Genomic DNA, 25,774 nt, shown 5'->3' on the forward strand with positions numbered 1-25,774 from the left:
GGCATCGTCATGAAATCGGCGGCGGCCGACCGGCTCTTCAGCCGGTCGGCCGCGGTCGCGTCCTGTGTCGGCTTCGTCCTCATCGGCATGCTCCAGTCCCTCTACGGCCCCGCGATACCGGGCCTGCGCCACGAGTTCGGGCTCTCCCCTTCCGCCGCCGGTCTCGGCCTGAGTCTGCACTTCACGGGCGGGGTCGCCGGTGTCCTCGCCTTCAACGCGGTCCACTCCCGGGTCAGCAACAGGGCGCTGCTGGCGTGGGGTTACGGTCTGATGGCGGCGGGCGGCGCGGGTTTCGCGCTCGCGCCGAACTGGCCGCTGGCCCTGGCCGCCGCGTTCCTGTGCGGTGTCGGTTTCGGCGGGATCGACTACGGCCTCAACCAGCTCTTCGCCGTCGGCTTCGGCAACCGTTCCACCGCCATGCTGAACGTGCTCAACGCCCACTACGGCATCGGCGCGGTGCTCGGCCCAGCGGTCATGGCATGGCTCGGCCCGGACGACTACCCGTACGCGTTCGGGGCGTGCGCCGTGCTGGCGGCAGCGCTGGCGTTGGCGGGCCCAAGTGGCGTACGTACACGTGTATCTGACGGTCAACCAGCGGAGACGGGAAGCGGTGGCCTGGGTCTGTCGCGGGTCCTCGTCGGCTTCCTGATCCTCTACATCCTCAACGTGGCGGTCGAGACGAGCGTCGGCGGCTGGGAGCCCACGCATCTGGAGACGGTCGGTTACACGGCGACCGTGGCCGCGTCGGCGACCTCCGTCTACTGGCTGATGATGACGGCGGGCCGCTTCCTCGTCGTACCGGTCACCCTGCGGTACTCCCCCGAGCGCATCCTCACCGTGTGCGCGGCCGGGATGACGGTGTGTCTGCTGTTGACGCTGGTTAAAGGAGTGGCACCGGTCGCGTACGCCGGTGTTGGCTTGTTCATCGCACCGGTCTTCCCGACGGGCTTCGCCTGGCTCACCAGGGCGCTTCCCCAGGCCGAGCGAGCCGGAGCGTGGGTGATCGCGGCCTCGAACGTCGGCGGGGTGGCGGCTCCGCCGCTGCTCGGTGTCGGGATCGAGGCCTCCGGGATCCACGCGGTGCCCTGGCTGTTGACCGCGTTGTCGGGCGCGTCGCTGCTGGCGACGCTCCGGCTGATCCGACTGACGAGGAGGTCCGCATCATGAAGGCCCTGTTCCTGCTCACGCGAAGGCTGACCGAGTGAACGCGAGCAGAACGACAAACCAAATCGAGGTCCGGGGGCTGTCCCGCACCTTTCACACCACCGTGCGCCGCCCCGGTTTCGTCGGCGGTCTGCGTTCTCTCGTCAATCCGGACCGCGTGCCCAAGTACGCCGTCTCCGACGTCTCGTTCGACGTCGCCCCGGGTGAACTCCTCGCCCTGCTGGGCCCGAACGGCGCCGGCAAGTCCACCACCATCAAGATCCTCACCGGCATCCTGACGCCCACCTCCGGGGAGGCCCGGGTCGCCGGCGTGGTGCCGTACCAGGAGCGTGAGCGCAACGCCCGTAACATCGGGGCGGTGTTCGGGCAGCGCACCCAGCTGTGGTGGGACCTGCCGGTGCGCGAGTCGTTCTCGATCCTGCGGGACATCTACGAGGTGCCGAAGGCCCAACACGCGGCTCGGTTGCGGGAGTTCGACGACCTCCTCGAACTGTCCAGCTTCTGGGACACCCGGGTCCGCCATCTCTCCCTCGGCCAGCGCGTCCGCTGCGACCTGGCCGCCGCGCTGCTGCACGACCCGCCGGTCGTCTTCCTGGACGAGCCGACCATCGGCATGGATGTGGTGGTGAAGGAGCAGGTGCGGGAGTTCCTGCGCCATCAGGTGGAGGAGCGCGGCCGTACGGTCCTGCTGACCACGCACGACATGACCGAGGTGGCCCGGCTCGCCGAGCGGGTCGTCCTCATCAACCACGGCCGGCTGGTGCTGGACGGCACCCTCGACGAGATCCGCCGCAAGTTCGGCTCGACCTGGCAGATCCGCGCGACGCTGGCCGACGCGCACGCCGAGGCCGTGTCCCTGCCGGGCATCGCGCTGGTGCGGCGGGACGGAGCCCAGCTCGTCTTCGGGCCGGACGGCACCGGGGGGCCGACTGTCCACCAGGCGCTGAAGCAGGTCATCGAGCGGTACGAGGTGACCGAGATCGCCATGGACGAGGCCGAGTTGGAGGACGTGATGCGGGCCGCGTACGTCCAGGCCGGCCCGCGCGCCGAGGAGACCTGAGATGGCCGCCCTGCACGCCTGGCGCGCCGCCCGTGTCACCCCGCTCGGCGAACTCCTCGCCCCGCCCCGCATGACCGCCGCCCTGCTCCGGCTGACGGTGCAGATCGTGCTGGTGGCGTCCCTGTGGCGCGGCCTGTACTCCCAGACCGGCACCACCGCGGGACTCACCGGCGACCAGGCGGTGACGTACGCCGTACTGGCCGTACTCGCCTCCCGGCTGCGGGAGTTGGACCAGTACGCGGGCCGGGACACGGTCCTGCAGCACATGCACTTCGGCACGATCATCTACTGGTATCTGCGCCCGCTGCCGCCCCAGCGCTACTACGCGCTGCGCGCGTTCGGCGAGCAGCTGTACGGGCTGGCCTGGGCGCTGACGGGATACGTCGTCTGCCTCGCGGCCGGGGTGGTGGAACCGCCCAAATCGCCTGCCGTGGCAGGGGTGTTCGCGCTCAGCATGCTGCTCGGACAGCTCGTCCTGTACTACGTCATGCTCGTCATCGACCAGTTGTGCTTCTGGACGCTCCGCAACGGGGCCGCGATGCTCATCCTGATCTTCGCGCAGAATCTGCTGTCCGGTGTGTACGCGCCGCTGTGGTTCTTCCCGGACTGGTTCATCACGATGAGCCGCTTCCTGCCGTTCCAGGCGACGCTCAGCGTGCCGCTCTCGATCTACGTGGGCCGCATCCCGCTGTCCGACGCGGGCGCCCAACTCGCCCTGCAGGCCGCCTGGGTGGCGGTCCTGTCCCTGTTCACCCGGTTCCTGTGGCGGCGCGCCGCCCGCCGGGTCGTCTCGCAAGGAGGCTGATGCCTATGAAAGCCGTCCGGATCGTGTGGCGCATCACACGACTCAACTTCCGTGCCCAGCTGGAATATCGCACCGAGTTCCTGCTGATGATCGCGATCGGCGCGATCTGGCAGGTGTCGGTGATCGTGTTCGCGACGGTGCTGCTCACCCGGTTCGCCGGAATGGGCGGCTGGGACAGCTCGGACGTGCTGCTGATCCCGGCGACCCGGATGATGGCGCACGGGCTGATGGTGCTGTTCCTGGGCCGTATGCACGGCCTCGGCCGGTACATCCAGGAAGGCCGCATCGACATCTACCTGGTGCGGCCGATGCCGGTCCACCGCCAGGCGCAGCTGGAGTACTTCCCCACCAACGCGATCGGCGACCTCACGGTGGCGGGCGGCCTCATGGTGGGCGCGCTCAGCCGCAGTCATCTGGACTGGACGGCGGGCCGCATCGCGTATCTGATCGCCGCGCTCGTCGGCGGCATGCTCCTGGAAGCGGCCCTCTTCACGACCGTGGCCTCCGCCTCCCTCCGCTTCCCGTCCGCGGACTACTGGAGCCGCTGGGTCGAGGACCTCCTCGGCACCTTCGGCAACTACCCGCTCAACGTCCTGCCCCGCGCCGTGGGCGGCTTCCTCACCTACGGCCTTCCGCTCGCGTTCGTCGCCTTCCTCCCGGCCGCCGTACTGACCGGGCACGGCCACGACATCGGCGTGCCGTACTGGCTGGCGGCGAGCTCACCCCTGGTAGGCGTGCTGACGTATCTCGGGGCGCGGCTGCTGTGGCGGTGGAGCCTCAGCCACTACACGGGGGTGAACGGGTGACCGCGACGGCGGTCCCGTCCGGCTCGGCACCCGGCTACAGCGCGTGACCCAGGTCACGTCATCGCCGTGCAGCAGATCCATGCGCTTTCCCGTCGAGGAGGGGTGACAGGAAGGGAGGAGCGTGTGGATCTGGCAGCCAAGTGGGCAACGGACGCGGGAAGCAACGGAGTTGGGTCGGTGGAGGGGGACTTCCATGGATTCGTCGCCGCCCGGTCGGCCGCGCTGTTCCGGGGCGCGTTCGTGCTGACGGGCAGCCGCGACGCGGCGGAGGACCTGGTACAGGAGACCCTGGAGCGGGCCTGCCGCAAGTGGCGCGTCATCAGTGCCAAGGACGCCCCGGACGCGTACGTACGACGGATCATGGTCAACCTCGCCAACGACCGCTGGCGAAGATTCCGCCGTACGGCTCAGCACCCGGTCGACGGTGATCCCGCCGCGCCGGGCGACGAGTACGGACGGATCGACAGCCGTGACCAGTTGGTGCGCGCTCTGCAGCAACTGCCCATGCGGATGCGGACGGTGGTGGTGCTGCGGTACTTCCACGATCTGTCCGACGCCGAGATAGCGGCGGACCTGAAGATCTCGCAGAGCACCGTCCGTTCCCAACTGGCCCGTGGAATCGGTCAATTGAGAAGCCAGTTCCCCGCACTCTCCGCCCCTTCACCACAGCAGCTCACGGAAGGAACCCGATGAGTTCGTACGACCCGCGGTCCTCCGGCTGCACACCTTTCGAAGAGGAACTGATCAACGCCATGAACGACTTCGCGCACTCCACCGACTCCCCGGCCTTCGACACGGCCGGCATGGTCCACCGCACCCGCCGCAGGCGGGCCACTCTCATCGCCGGTTTCGCCGCGGCCCTGATCGCGGCGGGCGGCGGCACGGCGCTGGCCTCCATCTCCGGCAGCGCCTCGCAGGCGACGCCGGCCGCCACCACGACCGTCGACCACGCGAAGGCCACCTTCCTCCTGGGCGGCCTCACGAAGGAGCCCATCGCGGTCGACCTCACGGGCCAGGACCTGGCCACGGCCAAGGGCCAGTTCGAGAAGGCCCAGCTCAAGCTCGGCACGGTCGTCAAGGTGGTCAGCCCCGGCTGCAAGTCGGCCACGGTCGTCGAACTCACCCCGCACAGCCCGAAGATCGTGGTCAAGGGCGACACGGTGAACGTGAAGCTCTGCGCGGGCTGAACAAGTTGACCGGCTGAGGGCCCGGTCCTGGGCGTGCGCGCGCGAGCCGCTCAGGACCGGCCTGACCGCCGTATCGGCGTCAGCAGTGCGACGACCGCGATCAGTACGCAGCACGCGCCCGCCACGACGGCGACCGGTGCCGTGCCCCGGCTTTCGGCGGCCCAGGTGAGGACGGCCGCGCCGATAGGGGCCGCCGCGTAGTGGAGGGTCCAGAAGGCGGAGGTGACCCGGCCGAGCAGTTGCTCCGGTGTCACCTCCTGCCGCAGCGACATGGAACAGGTACCGGCCATCTGATCGCAGCCCAGGAACGCGGCGCTCACCAGCGCGACGGTCGGCACGTCGTACGCACGGCTCAGCCAGGCGAACGCCGCCCCGCACACCGCCACGGCCCCGATCCAGGTCACCCCGAACCCGAACCGGCGCCGCACCCGGGCCACCAGCAAAGCCCCGGCGATCGTGCCGAGCGCGCCGACCGCCATGACCGTGCCCACCGTGCCGTCGTCGTGCCCGAGGTCGTGCTTGAGGTGGTAGATCACCAGGTCGTTGAGTCCGAGGGTGAGAAAGCTGAAGCAGAAGAGGAGCGCGGTCAGGGCGCGGAGTACCGGATGCCCGCGCAGGAAGGCGACTCCGATGCGCAGGTCCCGCCACAACCCGCCCCGCTCCGCCCGCTGTTCGGGGTCGGGACGGCCACGGAACCGTACGAACACCAGACAGGCGGCCGACACCCCGAAGCTGGCCGCGTCCACAGCGACAGCGGCGGCCGGTCCGCTCCAGGCCGCGACGATTCCGGCGCCGAGCGGCCCGAGGACCCCCGCTGCGGCAGCACTGGCGTTCAACTGCCCGTTCGCCTCCGTGAGTTGCTCGGTGCCGACCAGCCCGCGAACAACCGTCACGTATCCGACGGAAAACAGCGTGCCGACGGCCTCGCACAACGGCAGCACCACGTAGAGCAGCCAGATCCGCGGCCCGAACACCCACACCAGCGGGATGACCCCGTACAACACCATGCGCAAGAGATCGCACCAGATGAGCAGCCTCCGCCGGTCGACCCGGTCCACCACGACCCCCGCGAACACCGCCGCGACGACCGAGGCCGCCCCGCCCACCGCCGTGAGCAGCCCCATCCGCGCGACCGATCCCGTGGCCTGAAGCACCAGTAGGGGAAGGGCGATCAGCGCGAAGGAGTCGCCGAGGACGGAGAGGGTCTGGGCGGTCCAGAAGGTGGCGAAGTCCCGTTGCCGCCAGAGGGGTTGGGCCATTCCGGCAACCCTAGGCAGCCCGGCGGCGAATCAGAAACGATATTCCTCACGCGTGATCTCGGCGTCGGCGTCCGGGCCCTCCCCCAGCACCCGTGTCCCCGGTATCGGCGAGGGCAGCAGCCACAGCACGCACAGCGCCCCGCCGACGGCCGCGATGACGAGGGTCGCCCTGAGGCCGACCAGCGTGGCGAGCCCGCCTCCCGCCAGGGCGCCCAGCGGCCGTATCCCGTAGTTGACCGTGTTGTACGCCCCGGTCACCCGGCTCCGCAAGCCGTCCGGAACGACCGATGTCTGGAGCGAGTTGAGGTTGACGTCGAGGAGCATGACGCCGAAGGCGGAGAGGAACTCGGACGCGCCCAGGATGCCGAGGCGGGCCCAGGTCGGGCCCGTCGCCGCCGCCATGAGGGCGATGGGGGCCGGGTACAGGACCGCCCCGATGACGATGCTGCGGCCCACGCCGATCCGGCGGGTGATCGCGGGAGCCGTCACAGCCCCCAGGAGGGCGCCCGTCGCACCCACTCCGAACGCCAACCCGATGGCCCCAGGCGACAGTTGAAGGACCCGGTCGGCGAACAGCACCAGCAGACCCGTGCTCGCCAGGAACGTGAAGAAGTTGACGGTCGTGGCGCAGAGGAGCCCGGCCCGCATGACGGGCTCGTGGATCACGAAGGCCAGGCCCTCTCTCGCCCGCCGCAGTAGCGAAGGGCCGGCCGCCTGGCTGCTGTTCGCCGGTTCGTCGACGCGGTTGCGTCCGACGAGGATCGCCGACGTGACGAACGACAGCGCGTCGGCGATCACCGCGACCGGTGCCGTCAGCGCCTGCACCAGACCGCCGCCGATCGCGGGGCCCGCGATGTAGGACACCGATCTGCTCGCGCTGAGCTTGCTGTTGGCGTCGACGTACGCCGTCTGCGGCACGAGGTGCGCGAAGTAGGACGAGTAGGCGGTGTTGAACACGACCGCCGCCGTGCCGGTCAGCAGGGCCACCGCGTAGAGCTGGCCGAGCGTCACCGTGTCGAGTGCGTAGGCGACCGGGAGGGTGAGGAGTACCGCGGCGCGGAACAGGTCGGCGAGCAGCATGAGTTGGCGCTTGCCGGGGCGGTGGTCCACCCAGGCGCCCAGGAACAGGCCGAGGAGGTTCGGGGTCCAGACGAGGGCGGTCAGCCAGGCGACCTGGTTCGCGGAGGCGTGCAGGGCGCCGACCGCCAGGAGGGGCAGGGCCAGTTCGGAGATGCGGTCGCCCAGCTGGGAGACGGTCTGGCCGCACCAGAACCGTACGAAACGGCGGTCCCGCCACAGCGAGCCGGGCGCGGGCCGAGGTGTCCATCGGCCCTTCACTCGGGTATGTCCGTCGCGCTGTCCTCGTTCCCGGCGCCCTCCGGCAGGGTGTACATCAGCAGGCGGACGCCCCTGCCGTCGGGTGGCCGGCGATCCCGGTTGCGGGCGACGTACGGCGCGATCAGTTCCTCCATCGCGTCCTTCAGCGCGGCCAGTTCCTCCGCCGTCACCATGATCCGTGTGTCGCCCGCCCCGGCGAGCCGGCTCCACTCCGGTTCCAGGTCGGGCGCCGTACCGGTGAGCCAGCGCAGGGGCACGTCCGCCCTGCGCGCGAACATCTCCCCGGCCAGCTCCTGCGCGGCCGACCGGCCCTCCTCGTCCTGTGCCACCTCGAACCGGAAGCCCCGCGCCACCGCCGCCCAGCGCCGCTCCCGCCGGTCCGTGCCGCCCTCGGCGTCGCGGACCAGGCCGAAGCCGGCGAGATGGCGCAGGTGCCAGCTGGTGACGGACGGGGTGGCGCCCACGTGCGGGGAGAGCCGGGAAGCGGTGGCGGGGCCGTGGCGCTGGAGGCGTTCGAGGATCGCGAGCCGTACGGGGTGCGCCAGTGCGCGCATCGCCTTCGGGTCGGAGATCTCCATGTCGCCGAAGCGATTGCCGGAATCCATGATGTGAGAGTGTTCTCTCAGAAAGTCTGACAGTCAACTCTCCGATCTGGCCACGTAGTTGAGCCTCAGGCCATCGGCTGCGGTGTCAGGCGTTTGTGGCCCTTCCTGTCGTAGTACCGGACCATCGCGAAACCGAAGAGCAGGCCGATGGCCGTGCCGACGCCGATCATGGTCCACGCGCGGGTCAGGCCCGCGTCGCCGCGGGCGTCGAAGTACAGGATCGCCCTTACTCCGTCGCTGAGTTGGCGCATGGGCTCGAAGTGGGAGAGGAAGCGGTAGAAGCCGGGGACGGCCTGGAGGGGGACGGTGGCGCCGGAGGACGGCAGGCCCAGGACGATGAACACGAACATGGAGACCAGCTGGCCGATCCCGCCGAACGCGGCGTTGATGGCCTGCACGCCGAGGCCGACGGCGAGGGCCGCGCAGTAGGAGTAGATCCACAGCAGCGGGATGTGGGTGGCGTCCATGCCGAGGATGCTGACGCAGGCGAGCATGATCAGGGAGACGCTGAGGAGGGTGATGCCGGCCGTCATGACCATCTTCAGGAGGAGGGTCTGAGTGCGGTTGATCGGGACCGTGGGGCGGCGGGTGTGCCAGGGGCCGATCTCGTTGTCGGCGTAGCCGAGGGCCGTGTCGACGCCGTTGCTGATGACGTTGCCGCCCATGAAGCCGGCCAGGACCAGCAGCAGTGTGTAGTAGAAGGCGGTCAGGCCGATGCCGCTGTTGCCGCCGATGGGGTGGCCGACCTGGGTGGCGATCCGCACCGGGTCGGCGAGCAGCAGCTTCTGCGTGGAGTCGGCCTTCGCCACCGCCGTGAGCTGTTTGCCGATGGTCAGGGAGGCTTGCTGGGCCGCGGTCGTCGAGATCTTGCTCGCCAGGGAGGAACCGAGGCTGCCCTTGCCGGGGTTGGTGAGCACGGTGATCGTCGGCCGGGCGGTGGCGTTCGCGGTGGTGAGCGCGGCGACGGAGTCCGTGAAGCCGGCGGGGATGACAAGGGCGCCGTAGACCTTGCCGGAGTCGAGTTCCCGCTGGGCCTGTGCTCTGGTGAGCTGACGCCAGCCGGCCGCGCGGCTGCTGGTGTCGGTGACGATGGAGTGGGCGATCTGGGTGCCCAGGTTCTGTTGCTGCCCGGGGAGCGCTTTGCCCGCGTCGCTGTTCACGAGGGCGATGGGCAGGTCGTGCAGCTCGCGGTTGGGGTCGACGATGCCGCCCATGTAGAGCAGGGAGAGCAGCAGCGCGAGCAGGCCGGTGAGCACGGTGGGGATGAGCCACAGCTTGGGGCGGCCGAGGAGTGCGGTGGCGCGGAGGCCGGTGGGGGCGGGGGTGCCGGAGTCGTCGTCCATGGTGGTCAAGTCTGGTGCCGGAGTCCGGTGGTGGCGGTGTGGAAACACGCGGGGCACCCCTCTTGTTACTGGCTATTGTCCTAGGGTCTCCAGTTACCGCAGGCCAGAGGAGAGGTGGTGCGCCGTGCCACGTGCGGGACTCACCGCCGACCGTGTCGTGGCAGCGGCGGCCGACCTCGCCGACGAGGTCGGCTTCGAGAACGTCAGTCTGTCCGCGCTGGCCCGCGGCTTCGGCGTGAAGGACGCGAGCCTGTACTCGCACGTCAGGAACCTCCAGGATCTGCGCACCCGGGTCGCGTTCCTCGCGGGCGGCGAGCTGATCGACCGGATCGCCGTCGCGGTCGCGGGCCGCTCCGGCCAGGACGCGCTGGCCGCGTTCGCCGACGCCTACCGGGCCTACGCCCTGGAGCACCCGGGCCGGTACGCGGCCACCCAGATCCGCATCGACCAGGCCCTGGTCGCCACCTCCCCCGCCCTGCGCCGCACCGCCGAGATCACCTACGGCCTGCTGCGCGCCTACGGCCTGGAGGAACCCGATCTCACCGACGCCGTACGCCTGTTGCGCAGTACGTTCCACGGCTACTGCGCCCTGGAGTCCACCGGCGGCTTCGGCGCGCCGCGTGATGTTCAGCGGTCGTGGGAGCGGGTGGTCGACGCGTTGCACACGGCTCTGACGCACTGGCCCCGAGAAGCCGCGGACGGCTGACGGAGACGGCGGTTCCGGTCCACGCCCCAGGCGCATCGCTGACCACTTAGACTGGAAGCTTCGCGAATGCCACGTGCCACCCTGGGGGGAGGGAGCGCGACTTGTCTCAACAGCAGCTGGGACGTGGTCCCTTGAGAGCGCCGGGAGCGCCCGGTCCGGTACCGCCGCCGAGCGGGAGTCCGCCGGCCCGGTTCGTGGGCTGGCTGGGCCGGTTCGGGTGTGTGGCCGCCGGATACGCGGTGTTCCAGTTCCTGTTCGAGGTGCTGCCCGACTCGATCGACGGGGCACCGGCCAAGTATCTGATCTCCGGGCTGAGCGGCCTCGCCACGGCCGGGATGACCTGGCTGGCTGCGGCCCTGCTCCGGGCCCGCACGTCCGGCCCCGCACCGCTGACCGCCCCCGCTCCCCCGGCACCGGCCGTCCCCGGCCCGCTGCCACAGGTGTTCGCTTCCGCCTACGACACCCTCGTCGCCCAGGTCGCCGAGGTCGACGACCCGGTGCGCGGCCGTCTCATCGGCTGGCCGCACTCCCTCCAGGAGCTGGACGGCCCGGTCCGGCCGACCTCGCTGGCCACGGCGTACGGCCTGCACATCGTGCTGGACCTGGGCGTGCCGGACGGACGGCTGCACACCGGCGATCTCATCGACACGCTGTGGCGGCTGCGGCTGCAGGGCGGCGGCTGGTCGGCCCGTTCGCAGGGGGCGGTGGCCCGCCCGGAGGTCACCGCGACGGTGCTGGGCGCGCTGGCCCGGGCGGGGGCCTCCCGGGAGCGGCTGGCGGACGAGGTGGCGCGGTGCGAGGCCGGCTTCACACCCGAACTCGACAGTACGGGGCGGGCGTTGACCCATGTGGTCACCACCGTGATGCGGGGGCTGCTGCGCGCGGCGCCGGACGCGCCGACGCTTCCCGTGCTGCGGGACGCCCTGGTCGACGGCGCGTTCCCCGACCCGGAGCGCCGCCACCGCCGCTGCTGGAGCCACCGGCTGTCGGCGCTGCCGTGGCCCGCGCACCCGGACCGGCCCGCCGTCCGGCACCCCGCCCAGCCCTCCGCTCTGCACACCGCGCAGGCCGTGGTCGCCCTGGACCGGGCGGCCCGGGTCCTGGGCGAGGGGCCGGTGGAGCGTGCGGCGCGCGAGGACGGGGTGCGCTGGCTGCTGGCCTGCCCGGCGACCGCGCACGACGCCTGCGCCGATCTGGCGAACCTGCGGGAGGAGGTGCGCCGCCGCCACCCGGACGACTCCTCGCACCACGAGGTGCTGAACGTACGGCACTTCACCGCGTCCTGGATCGTGCGCGCCCTGCTCACCCCGGGCGCCCAGGAGATCGCCCGGCAGGACGGCCTGGAGGAGGCCTGGCAGGAGCGGCTGAACGGGTCGGCGGGCGCGGTGTGGGCGGCGCAGACCGACGGGATCTGGTCCTGGAGCCGGGACGGGTCGATGTTCACGTCGACGGAGGAACTGCGCCAGCCGATCTGGATGACCTATCAGGGGCTTTCGGCGCTGCGCGCACATGCCGTATGGATGTATCAGCCGGATACTCGAACGAGGCTGTTGTGAGGGCGAGTTGGAGAGTGAGTGCATGGGTGGTCGGCAGATCCTGGCGGCGCGACGGCTGCTGACCGAGGCGCTGGACGGCGACCTGTCCGACGACGAGACGGTGACCGCGGCCCGTGCCGTCATCGCCGAACTGGGCTCTCCCGAGCGGATGTTGGAGCTGGTGGCCGAACTCGCCTCCGGCGAGGGGGATCCCGAGCACTGCGCCGGGCTGTCGTACCGTCATGTCCTGGGTTTCGACAAGCTGTTGCTGATCGACGGCGGCCCCCGCCACATGCTGCGCGCACATCTCTGGCATTCCGACGCGGAGGCGATCGGCACGGATGACATCCACAACCACCGTTCCCCGCTTGCCTCCTACGTGGTCCGGGGGCGGCTCGCGATGGAGTTGTACGAGGCCCGGGGCGACGGCGGGATCACGGCGGACCGGTACGAGGAGTCGCTCGCCGAGCGCAGTGCCGACTGGGCTCTGCGGCCCACGGGACCGGCACGGCTGCGGCTGACACATGTGGGGCAGTACGCGGCGGGCAGCGCCTACGCCCTGCCGGCGAACACCCTGCACCGGGCCTGGTGCGACACGGATGTACCGACCGTGACGCTGTTCCTGGAGACGGGTGCCGAACGGCGGCGCCACACCGACGTGTTCACGGCCGCGGGCCCGCATCCGGGCGCGGTGGCGAAGGTGCCGCTCGATGTGAAGGACTATCTGGGCGCGTTGAACGGTCTGACGGAGTCGCTCAGAAGTTCGTGAGGGCCTGTCGTACGACGTCCAGGTTGTACGCGTCGATGTCGAGGCCGGAGCCGGCCAGCTCGGACGGCCGGATCCAGCGGTACGCCTGGTCGGGCTCGGGGAGGGTGATCTGCAGCATCAGTGGCCTGACCAGGAAGTTGTCCTGCCAGTTCTTGGTCTCGCGGCCCTGATACTCGCTGACGAAGGACGACTCGCCGATCTTGCGGACGATCTCGCCGAGGAGCCCGGTCTCTTCCTTGAGCTCGCGCAGCGCACCGTCCTCGGACCGCTCGTCCGGCTCCAGCTTCCCGCAGGGAACGCCCCACACCCGTGGCAGGAATCTCTCGGTCGCGCTGCGGCGCACCAGAAGTACGCGCCCGTCGTCGTCCATCACGACAGCAGCCGCCAGCCGCTTGTCGCCGGGGTCCATGGTCATGGTTCCTCGGTCCCTCGCCGGAGATGAGTCCAAAGGGTCTGATACCCAGGAAAGCATCCAACGTACCAGGATCGGCCCGCCCGGGCTGTGGAGCCGGTCTCACCTCCGGACGGCTCCCGAACATTCCGTCCGGCAGCGTGGCAACCTCCTCCGTTCGGGCGGCGACTTGGGGGCATGACCAACGCAAGACGCACCACTTCTCACCGTCGCCGCGACCCCCGCCGCATCGCCCGCAAGCCGCTCGCGGGCTCGCTCGCCGTCGCGGCCCTGCTGGGCGGCGCGTGGTACGCGACCGCGGCGACGGACAGCGGCGACGGGGACAGCAGTAGCGGGAGCTCGACCGCGGCCGGGGCGAGCACGTCCGCCTCCGAGTCCACGGGCACCACCGCCACGGCGACCACGACCGCCTCCTCCGCGAAGACCACCCCGACGACCACCCCGAAGGCGGTAGTGAAGACCCCGGCCGCCGCCAAGGCCGTGACCGGCACGCTCTCCCCGACCAACACCGCGGTGACGCTCGCCGCCAAGTTCCCTTATCTGACGGCCGGTTACAACAACACCCGCCAGTGGACCCGGACTTCCACGGCCGTGGCCCCCAACGGCACCCTGCGCGTGGCCTGGCCCGCCGCCGACGGCGTCCATGTCACCCCGCTCACCGCCGCCGGGACCCGCTCGGGCGCCGACACGGTCGTCAAGGGCGCCAAGGAGGTCGGCGGTCTGGTCGCGCACAACGACGGTTTCGCGCTGCTCACCCGGGTGGCCGACACCAACAAGTGGAAGGAGACGGCCGCCGCGATCATCCGCTACACGAACGGCAAGCAGACCTTCCGCACCAAGCTCACCGGCACCGCGTCGAACGACACCTCCCCCGGTCTCGACGGCCAGCTCACCTGGAACGGCAGCAAGTACGGCGCGTACTTCGTCGTGCACGGCGCGGGCGGCTTCGCGGACGGCCACTTCGGCGACAAGCTGGCCTACATCAGCGCCAAGGGCGCCAAGCTGAGCGGTGGCTGGAGCTGGGGCTGCAGCCACAACGAGGGCATCGCGCTGCACGCCGAGACCACCGGCGCCTTCACCTCGCTGTGCTTCGACGACTGGCGCTCGGGCCTGTTCGTCTCCACCGGGATCGGCGCCCCGGACGTCGCGCCGGTCGTGCAGCGCGAGCAGTGCTGGGCAGGGTACTGCGGTGGTACCTTCCCCGGCCGCACGGGTGACCTGGTGAAGTCGGCGAGTGGCCGGTACGCCACGGCTTTCGCCTCCCGTGGTGCCGCCTCGGCCAAGAAGAACTCCGCCGACTCCAGCGGGCGCGGCTGGACGGTGACCCCGAAGACGAGCACCCACCAGGTCGCCGTCGCCTTCATGGCCAACCGCAACTCCGGTCCCGGCAAGGCGATTTACCTCACCAGCGCGGCCGGCACCGAGAACGTCAACGTGCACGTCGCGCCGTACGGCAAGGACCGTCTCCTGGTCTCCTGGGAGTCCCTGAAGGGCGCCAAGTGCGCGGCCGGCACCTGCACCGGCACCTTCACGGGCACCCATCTGCGGCTCATCGACTGGAACGGCAAGTTCCAGAGTGCGGACAAGGTGGTGAGCGCCCGGATCACCGGTGACATCGCGGTCCTGAAAAACGGCTCACTGACCTGGGCGTACGCACCGGTCACCCCGACCTACGCGAGCCCGCTCAACGGGGCGTCGCCGACCGCCACGAGGCTCCGGATAGCCCGGCTGACTCCGTGAACCGGTAGTTCGTCCGCCGGCCGCCGACCCACTGAACGGAGACGCCGTGATCCCCGTCGACCTCCACGGACACCAGTTCCGCGAGGGGACGGGGGTCCGGCTCCGCGCTGAGCCGGACGAGGGCGACGAACAGGGTGGGCCCGTCACCGACGACACCCTCACCGTCCAACAGGCTGTGCAGGGAGACGAGTTCGGCGCGCTGCCCGTCCTCCGCCGACCAGCCCGTGACCCGCACCGGCGTCCCGGCCTCCGCGCCCACTACCAGATGCGCCCGCACCTCCACCGCCCCCTCGGCCATCACCACGCTGGTCACCCGGGCACCGGAAGCCGCCGTGTGCCGGGAGGCCACCAGCCCCTCCCCCACGCCCAACGGCACGATGTCCGTACGGCTCGGATCGCCGCCGACGAACACGCTGTTGTCGTACGACGGCGAGGGCGTCGTGGCGCTGGAGTAGGCGAGGCGCGTGTAGTACGGGTCGTAGCGGACGTCCTCGCTGCCGTGGTTGTGGAGGCGGACCAGGCCGTCCGAACTGGTCGACTGGAGAAGCCAGTTGGCGGGCGTGATCGCGGTGACCGCGTCCGTGCGTTCCACCGGGCCCGGTTCCTCGACCGCCGTCCACACTTCGTGGTCGGGCGGGAGCAGCAGGCCGAGGAAACCCTTGCTGGCCCAGTACGGGGAGGCGGGGCCCGAATAACCTTGCAGGACAGCCTCGTCGGGGCCGTGCCAGCCCAGACTCAACAGTCCCCGGTCGTCCACCGCGCCCCGGTCGAGGAAATAGCGGAGCGCCCCGGAGGCCAGCCGTCGGGTCTCACCCGGCGCCAGTGGCGTACGGCCCGTCAGCGCGCCCAGCCACAGCGGAGCCGTGGTCGCGAACCGATACGTGAGGGAGCGGCCCTGGTGCATGGGGGCGCCGTCGCCGCCGAACAGACGGGCGTAGTCGGCGAGATGGCGTTCCAGGCGGGTGCCGTAGAGGTCGAGGAGTCGGGGGTCGTCGGCGAGCCAGGCGTGCAGGACCGGGTAGAGGTGCATGGCCCAGCCGTTGTAGTAGTCGAACTTACGGCCGTCGCCGTCGGTGTACCAGCCGTCGCCGACGTACCACTGCTCGATGCGTTCCAGGCCGTGGTCGATGGCCTTGCGGGAGGCGTCGGGTTCGTGGCCGATCTCCTGGAGGAAGCCGCCGACCGTGACGGGGAACAACTCCCAGTTGCAGGGCCAGGGTTCGGCGGTGAGGGCGTCGGCGAGCCAGGCCGCCGCGCGCTGTCGTACCGGCTCGTCGAGGCGGTCCCAGAGGAGCGGGCGGGTCAGGCGCAGGGCGAGGGCGATCGAGGCCGCCTCGACCAGGGGCTGGCCGCGTTCCTCGATGCGGGGCCAGACGCCCGCGACGCCTGCGGCGAGTCCGTCGGCGTAGCGTTCCAGTGCCGTCTCGTCGCGGCGGAAGGCGGCCAGCAGGAGCGTGCGGGCGTAGCCCTCCAGACCGTCGGAGAGCCTTCCGGACCAGCTGGTGTGCGTGCCCGGGAGGTGGTAGAGCGCGCGGTCCTCGGTGGCGTAGGGCTCCACGGCGGCGAGGAGGGCGTCGGCGGCCGTCTCCCAGTGGGCGCGGGTGTAGCCGGTGCGCGGGCTCAACACGCGGTTGTCTGCGGGCAGTTGCATCGGCTCACTCTCACTGGCGGCGGGTGGAGCCTGGGGCGCCCCGGTTCCGGTCGGAACGCCCCAGGGGTCTTTCGGGTCTCAACCCACCCGTACCCGGTCCTCCGGCAGCAGATGCCGGGCGACGAGTGCGTCGCGGACCAGGCCCGCGTACACCGTGGCACCGTGCACGGAGGTGTGCGTGTTGTCCTTCTTCTCGTTGTAGAGATAGATCGCCTTGGAGCCTTCCACTCCCAGCGATTCCACCAGCGCCTTGGTCTGCGCCGTGAGATCGATCAGTGTTACCCCCTCGGCGGCGGCGACCGAGCGGACGACGCCCGGCAGGTCGACGCCGAGTCCGTTCACCAGCAGTGCTGTGTCGTTGTTCAGTGTGCCGTCGGCATTGAACCAGCGTCGGACGATCGGTGTCACCAGAACCGGACGACCGCCCATGTCCCGGATACCCGCTACGAGGGTTTCCAAATTCGCGCGGTACGTCGCCTCGTCTGTCGTCTTGTCGTTGTGCGCGAGCTGGACCAGGACGAGGTCACCGGGGTTGATCAGCGGCTGAACCGTCCCCCAGAGCAAGGGATTCTCCAAATAGGTGACCGTACTCTCCCCGGAATCGGCGTAGTTGGCGACCGAGACGCCCTTGCGCAGGAACTGCGGGAGCTGTTGGCCCCAGCCGGAATACGGGTCGCCCGGTTGGTCGCAGACCGTGGAATCGCCGATCAGGATGACCTGGTGGGGATGGCGGGCGGGGGTCACACGGATGTCGGCGAGGGCGGGGGCGGTGCCGCTCAGGGTGAGGTCTAGGCCGGGGGTGCCGTCGGGGCCGGTGGGTTCGCCCTCGGGGGTGCGGACGTTCACGGTGAAGCTGCGGGTCACGGTCTGCCCGGCGGCGGTGGCCGTCTCGGGGAGCAGGGAGCGCCGGGTCTCGCCGGTGACGGCGGTGCTCGCGGCCGACTCGCCGCCGAGGCGGACCGTGACGTCGTAGGTGCCGGGCGGGACGTCGAAGTGGCAGGCGGTCGCGGTGCAGTCGGCGATGCCGAGCGGGGGCGTGCGGTCGTGGGCCTGTGCGGGTGCTGCCGACAGGGCGGTGCTCAGGGTCACCGCGGCCAGCAGGGCGATGTTGAAACGTCTCATCCGTGGCTCCTCCGTCCGACGACAAGGCCTGGCGGTGGACCGTACCGCTCCGGACAAGCGCTTTCTAGCCCCATGTCAAATTTCACGTCATCGCCAACTCCCAGGCCGCGAAAGCCCTTTCGCGAAATCGATTCAACTGTCACCCTCCAAAGCACCCGCACCCCCACCTCCCGAAGGAGGCACCCCCATGTCCGGTTCTGTGAACAGACCGGTCCGTCGCCGCACCTTCGTCCTCGGCACGGCGGCCGTGGCCGGTACGGCGGCGCTCGCCGGGCCGTTCGCCGAGACCGCGTCCGCCGCGAGCTTCGGCTACACCGACGACGGTTCGAACTACGTCGTCGACACCGGCGCCAGCCTGGTCTTCAAGGTCAGCAAGACGAACGGCGATCTGACCTCGCTGGTCTACAAAGGCACCGAGTACCAGGGCTACGGCGGTATGAACTCGCATGTGGAGTCCGGCCTCGGCGCGTCCACGGTGACGATCGCGCAGTCCGGTACGACGATCCTGATCTCCGTCACGCACGGCACCCTGAAGCACTACTACGCGGCCCGCAGCGGCGAGAACAACGTCTACCTGTGGACCAACAAGGCCGACACCTCGGTCAGCGCGACCCGCTACATCGTGCGCGTGAAGGCCGGCCTGTTCCTCAACGACGAGCCGGATTCCTACACTTACGCGCCGACCACCATCGAGTCCGCCGACGTCTTCGAGAAGTCCGACGGCCAGACCCGCTCCAAGCACTACTCGAAGAAGCGGGTCATCGACTACGACTACATCGGCTGGACCACCGGCAGCGTCGGCCTCTGGGTCGTGCGCAGCAACCACGAGAAGGCGTCCGGGGGTCCGTTCTACCGCTCCCTGCTGCGCCATCAGAGCGCGGACGGCGGCGGGTTGTACGAGATCCTGTACTACGGCGAGAACCAGACGGAGGCGCAGCGCTTCGGTCTCCAGGGGCCGTACGTCATCGCGTTCACGGACGGCGGCGCGCCCTCCTCCTCGCTCTACCACGCCAACCTCACCACCGCGTGGGCCGATTCGCTCGGCATCTCCGGGTACGTGGCTTCTGGCGGCCGGGGCCGGGTCGCGGGCGTCGGCATCACCGGGCGGGACACGGCGTACGCGTACACGGTCGGGCTCGCCAACTCGGCCGCACAGTACTGGGGTTCGGCGCGGGCGTCGGACGGCTACTTCTCCATCGCCGGAGTCCTGCCGGGGACGTACACGCTGACCGTCTTCAAGGGTGAACTCGCCGTCTACACCGGGTCGGTGGCGGTCACGGCGGGCGGCACGACGACGCTGAACAGCATCGCGATCCCGTCCTCGAACGACCCGTCCAACGCGAGCGCGATCTGGCGGATCGGCAACTGGGACGGCACGCCCGGCGGCTTCAAGAACGCGGACCTGATGACGTACGCGCACCCGTCGGACGTAAGGGCGGCCTCCTGGACCGGGAATGTCGTCATCGGCAGCGGGACGGAGACCTCGGCGTTCCCCTGCTACCTCTGGAAGGACGTCAACAGCGGCCTCATCGTGTACTTCAAACTGACGGCCGCTCAGCTCGCCGCCGCGCACACACTGCGCATCGGGGTGACGACGGCCTACGCGAACGGCCGCCCGCAGGTCGTCGTCAACGACACCTGGACCTCGGCCGTCCCTTCGCCGCCCACCCAGCCGAGCACGCGGTCGCTGACCGTGGGGTCGTACCGGGGCAACAACTACACGTTCACGTACAGCGTTCCGGCATCCGCCTGGCTGACGGACGCGAGCGCGTACAACACGCTGAAGATCTATGTGGCGAGCGGGTCGGGATCGACGTCGTTCCTGAGCGCCGGTACGTCGGTCGACGCCATCGATCTGCTGGCCTAGAGGCGGCAACTCCCGGGCGGGGGGCGGCGACTTGTAGGCATGACTGAGCCGAACACGCACCGCCGCTCCCCCGCCCGGCGTCGAGCCGCCGCCGTGGCGACCGGTACCGCGGCCGCCCTCGGGCTGGTCGCGGTGTCGCTGGTGACCCAGGCGCGGGCCGCCACCGTCATCACCGTCGCCAAGGACGGTTCGGGCCGCTTCACGACCGTGCAGGCCGCCGTGAACGCGGCAGCCGCCGGCGACACGATCTCCGTGGCCAAGGGCACGTACGCCGAGATCGTCAACGTCCCCTCCGGGAAAACGGGGTTGACCATCCATGGCGCCACCGGCAACGCCGAGGACGTCGTCATCAGCTATGACCGGGCCGCCGGTTACACCGATGCCAGTGGCAACAAGTACGGCACGCTGGGCAGTTCGGTGGCGACGTTCTCGGCGAGCGGTCTCACCGTCACCGGGATCACCGTCCAGAACACCTTCGACAAGGCAGCCCACCCCGACATCACGGACACCCAGGCCGTCGCCATCACCGCGCAGGGCGACCGGCAGACCTTCACCAAAGACCGGTTCATCAGCCGCCAGGACACCGTCCTCAACTGGTCGCCCTCGTCGACCGGCCAGTACCGGCAGTACTTCTACTCGTCGTTCATATCGGGTGACGTGGACTTCGTCTTCGGCAACGCCACCGCCGTCTACGACCGCGTCAACATCCAGTTGCGCAACTCGGGCGCGACAGCCGGCGGTCTCAACGGCTTCCTGTCGGCGCCCAACACCAGCTCCGCGAAGACGTACGGCATCCTCGTCACCGGCAGCTCGGTGACCAGCTCCGCGGCGGCCAACACGTACTACCTGGGCCGCCCTTGGCACCCGTCGGCGGACGCGGTCGGCCAACTGGTCGTCCGGCAGACCTCGTTGCCCGCCGCCGTGAAGGTCGCCGGGCCCTGGACGGACATGAGCGGCTACTCCTGGAAGAACGCCCGCTTCTTCGAGTACAAGAACACCGGGGCGGGCGCGACGGTGAACTCCAACCGTCCGCAGCTCACCGACTCCCAGGCCGCGAACTACACGGCCCAGAAGTATCTGGCGGGCACGGACGGCTGGAATCCGGTCCGGTAATGGGGCTGTCAACTACCGCGCGTCCACTGCTGGTTGGTCGCCCCGCTGCACGCGTACGTGATGATCGCGGCGGAGTTGGCGGTGGACGCGCCCGACACGTCCAGGCACTCGCCGCTGGTCCTGGCCTTGACGAGGACGTAGCTGCCGGACGTGGTCAGGCTCCACTGCTGGGCGGTGGCACCCGTGCAGTTCTCCTGGGTGACGTTGGTCGAGTTCTCCTGGAGGCACAACGAGCTGCCCCGGCCCATGAGTTCGTAGTAGCCGGTGCCGAGGTCCTTGAACCACCACTTCTGGTTGGTGCCGCTGTTGCAGGTGTACTGGCTGATCGCGATGCCCTGCCACAGCGACTGGTTGGCCACGTCAGCGCACTTGCTGCTGTTCCTGGCGATGAGCGTGTTGTACGTCGCGCTCGTCCCGGTGATCGTGCCGGCGGCCGTGTCGATCGACACCTCCGGGTACCAGGACGCCATGGACATCGAGGTGGTGGTCGGGAAGGTCAACGGCAGCCAGACGTAACGGGAGTCGTTGACGGTACCGCCGAAGGAGTTGCCCCAGCGGTCGCCCATGTAGAGGTAGGAGGTGCCCGAAGTCCCCGTGACCGGGAGGACGTACGCCGTCTGCGAGTTGTATGCCGTCGAGTCGCCGACGTTGGTGAAGGCCGTCCAGGGGCCGGTGATACTGGTGGCGGTGGCGTACTGCTGCTGGTTGGCGCTCCAGCCGGTGGCGGCCGAAGTCAGCATGAAGTAGACGCCGTTGCGCTTGAAGAGGGCCGGTGCCTCGCGGTGTCCGCCGACCCACGGGTTGGCGACCAGGCTGTCGATGGCGGTGTAGTCGGCGGTGAGTTTGTAGATGTGCAGGTCGTAGTTCTCGTTGGCGGCGGAGACCATGTAGGCGGTGCCGTCGGTGTCGACGAAGGTCGTGATGTCGCGGGACATGTTGTCGCCGAGCGGCTGGAAGCTGCCCTGGTAGGTGTAACTGCCGTCCACGGTCGAGGAGACGGCGACTGCGGCCTTCGCCTCGCTGTAGTCGACGCCGTTCTCCTTGTGCATCCACATCACGAACTTGCCGGTGGACGCGTTGTAGATGACCTTGGGCCGCTCGATGTAGGCCGTGGCCAGCTCGGAGGCGCTGGACTGGGTCAGGACGTGGTTGCGGAACTCCCAGTTCTTCAGGTCGGTGGAGCGGTAGGCGTCCACGTACTTGAAGGTGTTGTCGGCGTTGCGGTCCTCGCCGAACCAGTAGTAGTAGCTGCCGACCTTGATCACCCCGCCGCCGTGCGCGTGCAGGGCGTTGCCCGAAGTGTCCGTGAACTGCGTGCCGTTGGTGATGGTCTGGGCGGCGGCCTGGGCCGGGCCCGCCGTCACCAGGGCGGCGGTGAGGGCGCAGACCAGGGCGAGCAGGATGGCGTACGCACGTCTCATCTCACACACTCTCCTTCACGGTGTCGGCCACGGGGACGCCGAAGTCGGGGGTGCCGTCGCGGTGCCAGCCGAGGAGCTGGATCCGGGTGTGGCGGTTGGGGTCGTTCAGCGGGTCGCCGGTGATCTCCTTGTACTGGCGCGCGTGGTAGACGAGGACGTCGCTGCGGCCGTCCTCGGCGACCGTGAAGCAGTTGTGGCCGGGGCCGTACTGCCCGGTGGTGTCGTTGCTGGTGAAGACGGGGGTAGGCGACTTGGACCAGTTCGCCGGGTCCATCAGGTCGGCGTTCGCGTCGACGCTCAACAGGCCCATGCAGTAGTGCCAGTCGGTGGCACTGGCCGAGTAAGACAGGAACAGACGGCCATGGCGGGCGATGACGGCCGGGCCCTCGTTGACCTTGTAGCCGACGGTCTCCCAGGCGTACTCCGGTGTGGACAGGCGGATTTGAGGACCTGTCAGGGTCCACGGGTTCGCCATCCTCGACAGCCACAGGGCGGTGTTGTTGTCCATGCCGGGCTCGTGCTGGGCCCAGGCGAGATAGCGGGTGCCCCGGTGGGTGAAGGTGGTGGCGTCCAGGGAGAAGGTCTCCCAGGCCGTCCCGAGCTGGCCCTTCTCCTCCCAAGTGCCCTGGAAGGGATCGGCGTTGGCGTTCTCCAGGACCCAGATACGGATGTCCCAGACGCTCTCGGCGGGCGCTGAGGCGAAGTAGACGTACCACTTGCCGCCGATGCGATGGATCTCCGGCGCCCAGATGTGGGCACCCATCACACCGGTCGCGTGCTTGGTCCAGATCACCGACTCGGCGGCGGTGGCAAGGCCGTTGAGGGTGCGGGAGCGGCGCAGAACGATGCGGTCGTACTCGGGGACGGTGGCGGTGAAGTAGTAGTGACCGTCGGTGTGCCGGTGGATGTACGGGTCGGCGCGTTGGCGGACGAGCGGGTTCACGAACGGGGCTGCTTTCGGGGACGCGGTCGCCGGGGTCGGCGCGATGGCCAGGGCGCCCGCGGCCAGAGCGGCTCCCTTCAGCATCAGCCTTCGGCTGGGGGCATGGGGCAGTTCGTCGTTGCGGCTCATACGGCTGCCTCTCGGAAACGTTCGAGGTGGCGAACACCATCTGTCATTACGAACGACTTCGAACGCCGAAAAGGTAAGGGTGTGCCACCACGAGGTCAACGGGTCCGACGAGACATTGAGAGAGCGCTTTCCGTCCGATCTCGAAATTTCTGTTATCCAGGTGCGCCTCGAACCGTCTCCACTCCCGTGCGCAGCCAAACCCACAAGACAGCAGCCGCCGTAGGCGCCCTCGCGATCGTCGCCCTCCTGGCCGGAGCGCCGCCCGCCTCGGCCGCCGGTGCCCGCGACGCCACCGCCGACGTCCTGGCGGACCGCGATGTCACGCTCGCCGGCGACACGGTGGTCACCGTGCCGGCCGGGACGACGACGTACGACGGGGTGTTCCGCGGCCAGGGCACGCTGACCGTGCGCGGCGGCGGGACGCTGATCCTCACCAGGGACAGCGACTTCACGCTCCCGGCGGCCCGGCAGCGGCAGAAGGTGACTACCCAGGGCGGCAACCACCCGTACACGACCGTCAGCAACCCGGACCCGCCCGCGATCACGGTCGAGCGCGGCACAACTCTCCAGTACGGCACGGGTGGTGGCACCGGCCTGATCGGCCACTTCCCGTACAGCACACCGGGCTACCAGCTCAACCAGCTCAACGTCCGGGTCGACGGCACCCTCCGCCTCTCCCTGACCCGCACCTTCAACATCGGCACCATCAGCGGCTCGGGCCTGGTCACCCAGCCCCGCAACATGTGGGGCACCCTCGACCTCGCCGGAACCCACCCCTTTTCAGGGGTGATCGACAACGGCACCGGCATGGCGGTCGGCCGCCCCGAGTACCCGGTCGCGCTGCCCAACGCCCGCGCGATCCTCAACCAGGGCTCCTGGATCATCGACACCCCGCTCTACCAGACGATCACCCTGCGCCAGAACTTCTACCAGCGCGAGTACGGCAGCGACGTCAACGTGCACTCCCGGCCGGGCAGCAAGGTCGTCCTCACGGGCCAGTACAGCTACAGCGACCAGGGCGGCGACACCAACCCGTCGCTCAGCGACTCCGGCCTCAACTGGCGTGCGATCGCCCACCAGTTGAACAAGCGCGGCACCAACATCGAGGGCGCGGACGTCCAGTGGGGCGACGGCACCACCCACCAGATCTTCATGCCGGGCACCAAGGACACCGTGTACATCAACCTCCACGCGGCGAGCGGGGTCCGGTCCAGGCTGACCTTCGACTACGACGGTCCGGTCACCCTCGGTGCGCCGATCGGCGGCGGCAAGTACCACGACACGCTGGCCGCGCCCGGCGCCGGGGACATCGTCGTCGCGGGGACGCGCGGGAACGACGTGACCTTCGCGGCGCCGCAGTACTACGACGGTTCGACGACCGTGCAGAAGGGGGCGGTGCTGCGGCTGGGGTCCGGGAAGCGGGGCGGCGACGGCGGGGTGCTGACCGGCACCGAGGGGCGGCGGATCGTCGACGACGGGACCCTTGTCACGCGGAACGTGTCGCTCCCCGTGAAACTGTCACACCTCTCCGGCAAGGGGTCCCTCGTCCAGTCCGGCACCGCGACGACGACGCTGACGGGCGCGTCGGTCACGTACACGGGGACGACTACGGTCTCGAAGGGCACGCTGGCGCTCCGGTCGGGGGCAACTCTCGTCCACAGCAAGGCGATCCGGCTCACCTCGGCCGGCGCCCGGCTGGACGTGGGGACGTCCGGGCTGCGGGTGGCGACCACGCTCACCGGTCCGGGCACGGTGAAGGGTTCGGTGACGAACGACGGCGTGATCGCGGGCGGCGGCCTCACCGTGACCGGGAACTACACGCAGAGCGCGAAGGGCGAACTGGTCCTGGGCGCCAAGCCGTTGAAGGCGGCGGGCAAGGTCGCCCTGGCCGGCGACCTGGACCTCTCGGCGGCCGGTACGCATGCCGCGCGGACCGTGACGATCCTCGATCACCCGGGCGACGCCCCAACGACCGGCTCCTTCAAGGGACTTCGCGAGGGCAGCAGGCTCATGCTCGCCGACACGACGTACCGGATCAGCTACCGGGGCGGCGACGGCAACGACGTCGTCCTGACCGCCGTCACCGCGAGCAGTTCCTCCTCCCCCACCGCCCACCCCAAGTCGTCGTCCGGAACGACGATCACCGAGGCCCGCACCGAGAACACCGCCCGCGGCGCCGGTTTCGGCTGGTGGCCCTACGCCCTCGGACTCGGTCTCCTGGGCGCCCTGCTGGTCCCGGCGACCAAGCGCACGCGGGGCGGGAGCAGGCGCGGAGGCGGGGGCGGGAGGCACGCGGCATAGACCTGACGGCGGCGGCCTGACGGTTGCCTGTCATTCCGGGACGTCGACGGGAACGGTCATCGTGCGATGGCCGTCGCCGTTGGTCGCGGAGCGGGGACCGTCGAGGGCGTTCAGGGAGGCGGCCAGGTGGCGGGCCGCTTCGATGGTGAAGGCGCCGTCCGGTGTGGCCGTCCCCTCCGGGGGCAGCCGTGTCTCGTTCTCGGCCGGAGGGTTGCTGCCGAAGAAGCGGGCCAGGTCGATGCTGACGATCCAGCACGCCACGCCCACTTCGCCCTGGCCGGGTGCCGTCCGGCGAGCCCTGAGGTGGCCGTACAGGGTGAAGTCGTCCCCTCCGTAGGGGACCGTCATGGAGTGTTCCTGACCGTCCGCCGACAGGCGCAGCAGCTCACGGGCGGCGGGCGCCAACGTGAACCGGGCCATCCCTTCCGCATAGATCACAGAGCCTCCTCAAGGCGTGCACATGCAAGCTTCGCAGGTCGGGGACGCGACCACCAGATC

At 69.9% G+C, this 25,774-nt stretch carries 23 protein-coding genes; 13 read left to right on the forward strand and 10 right to left on the reverse strand.

All coding sequences use genetic code 11. The features are described 5' to 3' along the window. Nucleotides 1-9: 9 nt before the first annotated feature. From OH768_RS12095 to OH768_RS12120, 6 genes are all read left to right on the forward strand, one after another. Complete coding sequence (locus OH768_RS12095) at nucleotides 10-1,167, forward strand: MFS transporter (protein WP_406465241.1); 1,158 nt, start codon at nucleotides 10-12, stop codon at nucleotides 1,165-1,167. A 34-nt stretch (nucleotides 1,168-1,201) separates the two neighbouring features. Continuing rightward, complete coding sequence (locus tag OH768_RS12100) at nucleotides 1,202-2,224, forward strand: ATP-binding cassette domain-containing protein (protein WP_406452897.1); 1,023 nt, start codon at nucleotides 1,202-1,204, stop codon at nucleotides 2,222-2,224. A gap of 1 nt (nucleotide 2,225) precedes the next feature. After that, nucleotides 2,226-3,029, forward strand: coding sequence for an ABC transporter permease (locus tag OH768_RS12105; RefSeq protein ID WP_406452899.1), 804 nt, complete (start codon nucleotides 2,226-2,228; stop codon nucleotides 3,027-3,029). A 5-nt stretch (nucleotides 3,030-3,034) separates the two neighbouring features. Beyond that, complete coding sequence (locus OH768_RS12110) at nucleotides 3,035-3,835, forward strand: ABC transporter permease (protein ID WP_406465242.1); 801 nt, start codon at nucleotides 3,035-3,037, stop codon at nucleotides 3,833-3,835. A 123-nt stretch (nucleotides 3,836-3,958) separates the two neighbouring features. Further along, nucleotides 3,959-4,528: a SigE family RNA polymerase sigma factor gene (locus OH768_RS12115; protein WP_406452900.1), complete on the forward strand. Its 570-nt coding sequence runs from the start codon at nucleotides 3,959-3,961 to the stop codon at nucleotides 4,526-4,528. Continuing rightward, the gene (locus tag OH768_RS12120; RefSeq protein ID WP_406452902.1) at nucleotides 4,525-5,022 is read left to right on the forward strand and encodes a hypothetical protein; all 498 of its coding nucleotides are present in this window, start codon (nucleotides 4,525-4,527) and stop codon (nucleotides 5,020-5,022) included. The genes OH768_RS12115 and OH768_RS12120 overlap by 4 nt, the downstream gene beginning before the upstream one ends. Before the next feature lie 50 nt (nucleotides 5,023-5,072). Here OH768_RS12120 and OH768_RS12125 read toward each other — a convergent pair whose 3' ends face one another. The 4 genes from OH768_RS12125 to OH768_RS12140 form a co-directional block, all read right to left on the reverse strand. Then, on the reverse strand, nucleotides 5,073-6,281 hold the full coding sequence (locus OH768_RS12125) for an MFS transporter (protein ID WP_406452904.1): 1,209 nt from the start codon (nucleotides 6,279-6,281) through the stop codon (nucleotides 5,073-5,075). Between the two features lie 30 nt (nucleotides 6,282-6,311). After that, nucleotides 6,312-7,619, reverse strand: a complete 1,308-nt coding sequence (locus OH768_RS12130) for an MFS transporter (RefSeq protein WP_406452906.1) — start codon at nucleotides 7,617-7,619, stop codon at nucleotides 6,312-6,314. After that, the gene (locus OH768_RS12135; protein WP_406452908.1) at nucleotides 7,616-8,224 is read right to left on the reverse strand and encodes an ArsR/SmtB family transcription factor; all 609 of its coding nucleotides are present in this window, start codon (nucleotides 8,222-8,224) and stop codon (nucleotides 7,616-7,618) included. The genes OH768_RS12130 and OH768_RS12135 overlap by 4 nt, the downstream gene beginning before the upstream one ends. A 65-nt stretch (nucleotides 8,225-8,289) precedes the next feature. Further along, nucleotides 8,290-9,567 carry a YhgE/Pip domain-containing protein gene (locus tag OH768_RS12140; protein WP_406452910.1) on the reverse strand — a complete coding sequence of 426 codons (1,278 nt, stop codon included), beginning with the start codon at nucleotides 9,565-9,567 and terminating at the stop codon, nucleotides 8,290-8,292. A gap of 124 nt (nucleotides 9,568-9,691) precedes the next feature. On the opposite strand from OH768_RS12140, the gene OH768_RS12145 reads away from it, so the two are divergent. The 3 genes from OH768_RS12145 to OH768_RS12155 all read left to right on the forward strand — a co-directional run bounded on the left by OH768_RS12145 (nucleotide 9,692) and on the right by OH768_RS12155 (nucleotide 12,577). Continuing rightward, the gene (locus OH768_RS12145) at nucleotides 9,692-10,273 is read left to right on the forward strand and encodes a TetR-like C-terminal domain-containing protein (protein ID WP_406452912.1); all 582 of its coding nucleotides are present in this window, start codon (nucleotides 9,692-9,694) and stop codon (nucleotides 10,271-10,273) included. A gap of 101 nt (nucleotides 10,274-10,374) precedes the next feature. Further along, nucleotides 10,375-11,829 carry a hypothetical protein gene (locus OH768_RS12150; protein ID WP_406452914.1) on the forward strand — a complete coding sequence of 485 codons (1,455 nt, stop codon included), beginning with the start codon at nucleotides 10,375-10,377 and terminating at the stop codon, nucleotides 11,827-11,829. 22 nt (nucleotides 11,830-11,851) lie between these two features. Next, nucleotides 11,852-12,577: a hypothetical protein gene (locus tag OH768_RS12155; RefSeq protein WP_406452916.1), complete on the forward strand. Its 726-nt coding sequence runs from the start codon at nucleotides 11,852-11,854 to the stop codon at nucleotides 12,575-12,577. Here OH768_RS12155 and OH768_RS12160 read toward each other — a convergent pair. Then, complete coding sequence (locus OH768_RS12160; protein WP_406465243.1) at nucleotides 12,564-12,986, reverse strand: NUDIX hydrolase; 423 nt, start codon at nucleotides 12,984-12,986, stop codon at nucleotides 12,564-12,566. The two genes, OH768_RS12155 and OH768_RS12160, sit on opposite strands and share 14 nt — an antisense overlap. A 180-nt stretch (nucleotides 12,987-13,166) precedes the next feature. On the opposite strand from OH768_RS12160, the gene OH768_RS12165 reads away from it, so the two are divergent. Next, complete coding sequence (locus OH768_RS12165) at nucleotides 13,167-14,729, forward strand: hypothetical protein (protein WP_406452918.1); 1,563 nt, start codon at nucleotides 13,167-13,169, stop codon at nucleotides 14,727-14,729. Here OH768_RS12165 and OH768_RS12170 read toward each other — a convergent pair. Continuing rightward, a complete protein-coding gene (locus OH768_RS12170; protein WP_406452920.1) occupies nucleotides 14,674-16,380 on the reverse strand; it encodes a DUF2264 domain-containing protein in 1,707 nt (568 codons plus the stop codon). The genes OH768_RS12165 and OH768_RS12170 overlap by 56 nt on opposite strands. Before the next feature lie 78 nt (nucleotides 16,381-16,458). Beyond that, nucleotides 16,459-17,502 carry a rhamnogalacturonan acetylesterase gene (locus OH768_RS12175; protein WP_406452922.1) on the reverse strand — a complete coding sequence of 348 codons (1,044 nt, stop codon included), beginning with the start codon at nucleotides 17,500-17,502 and terminating at the stop codon, nucleotides 16,459-16,461. Nucleotides 17,503-17,689: 187 nt separating this feature from the next. Between OH768_RS12175 and OH768_RS12180 the strand changes: the two genes are divergently transcribed. Together OH768_RS12180 and OH768_RS12185 are read left to right on the forward strand one after the other, a co-directional pair. Continuing rightward, a complete protein-coding gene (locus tag OH768_RS12180) occupies nucleotides 17,690-19,369 on the forward strand; it encodes a rhamnogalacturonan lyase B N-terminal domain-containing protein (protein WP_406452924.1) in 1,680 nt (559 codons plus the stop codon). 39 nt (nucleotides 19,370-19,408) lie between these two features. Further along, nucleotides 19,409-20,482, forward strand: a complete 1,074-nt coding sequence (locus tag OH768_RS12185) for a pectinesterase family protein (protein ID WP_406452926.1) — start codon at nucleotides 19,409-19,411, stop codon at nucleotides 20,480-20,482. Nucleotides 20,483-20,490: 8 nt separating this feature from the next. Here the strand turns inward: OH768_RS12185 and OH768_RS12190 are convergent, their stop codons facing one another. Continuing rightward, complete coding sequence (locus tag OH768_RS12190; protein ID WP_406452928.1) at nucleotides 20,491-21,903, reverse strand: RICIN domain-containing protein; 1,413 nt, start codon at nucleotides 21,901-21,903, stop codon at nucleotides 20,491-20,493. Nucleotide 21,904: 1 nt separating this feature from the next. Then, nucleotides 21,905-22,975, reverse strand: coding sequence for a family 43 glycosylhydrolase (locus tag OH768_RS12195; protein ID WP_406452930.1), 1,071 nt, complete (start codon nucleotides 22,973-22,975; stop codon nucleotides 21,905-21,907). Between the two features lie 186 nt (nucleotides 22,976-23,161). Here OH768_RS12195 and OH768_RS12200 point away from each other — a divergent pair, with 186 nt between their 5' ends. After that, on the forward strand, nucleotides 23,162-25,276 hold the full coding sequence (locus tag OH768_RS12200; protein ID WP_406452932.1) for an autotransporter: 2,115 nt from the start codon (nucleotides 23,162-23,164) through the stop codon (nucleotides 25,274-25,276). 30 nt (nucleotides 25,277-25,306) lie between these two features. Here OH768_RS12200 and OH768_RS12205 read toward each other — a convergent pair whose 3' ends face one another. Next, complete coding sequence (locus OH768_RS12205; protein ID WP_406452934.1) at nucleotides 25,307-25,714, reverse strand: hypothetical protein; 408 nt, start codon at nucleotides 25,712-25,714, stop codon at nucleotides 25,307-25,309. Between the last annotated feature and the right edge of the window lie 60 nt (nucleotides 25,715-25,774).

Origin of the sequence: Streptomyces sp. NBC_01622 (assembly GCF_045209635.1) — a bacterium.
In the GTDB taxonomy this organism is placed as follows: domain Bacteria; phylum Actinomycetota; class Actinomycetes; order Streptomycetales; family Streptomycetaceae; genus Streptomyces.